Annotated in this window: 1 protein-coding gene; it reads left to right on the forward strand. The window is 53.3% G+C overall.

The annotated features are described in order from the left end of the window. Positions 1 to 713, forward strand: a 713-nt coding sequence (locus AC1DY0_RS19105) for a hypothetical protein (protein ID WP_477190157.1), incomplete at both ends; no start/stop codon positions are given.

Genomic DNA, 713 nt, shown 5'->3' on the forward strand with positions numbered 1-713 from the left:
CTGTGATCACCTTGACCCCGGCAGGCACAGTACTTTGCAATCCAACGGCAGCAGAAATAACGGCAGCTTTCGGCACCGCTTCGGTAAGCGATAATTGTTCAACAGGCTTAAGTGCTATTGGCAGCGAAGCAGCAGAAACAGGCTCGGGTTGTAGTTTCTCTACCACCAAAAACTGGACGGTAACCGATGCTTGCGGAAATACAGGCTTGGCTTCGCAAACGGTAACTTATACTAGAGACACGGAACTTCCGGTGATCGCCTTGACCCCGGCAGGCACGGTACTTTGTAATCCGACATCAGCAGAAATCACAGCAGCCTTCGGTACCGCTTCGGTAAGCGACAACTGCACCACAGGCTTAASTGCAACCGGCACCGAAGCAGCAGAAACAGGCTCGGGTTGTACGTTCTCCACCACCAAAAACTGGACGGTAACCGATACTTGCGGGAACACAGGCTTGGCTTCGCAAACGGTAACTTATAMTAGAGACACGGARCTTCCGGTGATCRCCTTGACCCCGGCAGGCACGGTACTTTGTAATCCGACAGCAGCAGAAATCACAGCAGCCTTCGGTACCGCTTCGGTAAGCGACAACTGCACCACAGGCTTAACTGCAACCGGCACCGAAGCAGCAGAAACAGGCTCGGGTTGTACGTTCTCCACCACCAAAAACTGGACGGTAACGGATACTTGCGGCAACATAGGCATGGCTTCG

The sequence above is a fragment of the Flavobacterium sp. P1_E4 genome, from assembly GCF_056405915.1.